The organism is Nocardia arthritidis NBRC 100137 (genome assembly GCF_001612765.1).
GTDB lineage: Bacteria > Actinomycetota > Actinomycetes > Mycobacteriales > Mycobacteriaceae > Nocardia > Nocardia arthritidis.
On the sequence record NZ_BDBB01000112.1, the window covers coordinates 1 to 615 of the forward strand.

A 615-nucleotide genomic window follows, 5' to 3' on the forward strand; every position below is an offset into this window, starting at 1 on the left:
GGCGATGATGTCGTTGACGCACGACAGCGTCAGCACCACGTAGAACGCGATCGCCATCGCGCCGATCGCCGTGCGGACCGGAACGTCACGCGGACGCTGCAGCAGGTTGTGATGGGCACTGTTGTCGCCGGTGAGCCGCTTCTCGATCCACGGATAGGCGATCAGCACGGTGAACACCAGGCCCATGATCAGGGCGACCCAGAACACCGCGGGCACGGTGTAGCGGCCCAGATACAGCTCCCACGGCGGCATCAACCGGGCCATGCCGTCGGTCCACATCATGTAGAAGTCCGGCTGCGAACCCGCCGACACCTGCGAGGGGTTGTAAGGACCAAGGTTCCAGATCGGGTTGATCTGGAACACGCCGCCCATGATGCCCACGATGCCGAGGGTGAAGGCGAAGAACGCGCCCTGGTCGGCGGCGAACACCGGCACGATCCGGGCGCCCACCACGTTGTTCTCCGTACGGCCCGGACCGGGGAACTGGGTGTGCTTCTGGTACCACACCAGCGCCACGTGCGCGGCGATCAACGCCAGGATGATGCCCGGGAACAACAGCACGTGCGCGATGTAGAGCCGCGGGATGATGATCTCGCCGGGGAAGTCACCACCGAA

General features: G+C 65.0%; 1 protein-coding gene. It reads right to left on the bottom strand.

Annotated features, from left to right (window positions below; all coding sequences use genetic code 11):
- A partial coding sequence (locus NA8_RS32285) for a cytochrome b (protein ID WP_174550175.1) occupies positions 1–615 on the bottom strand: 615 nt, incomplete at both ends.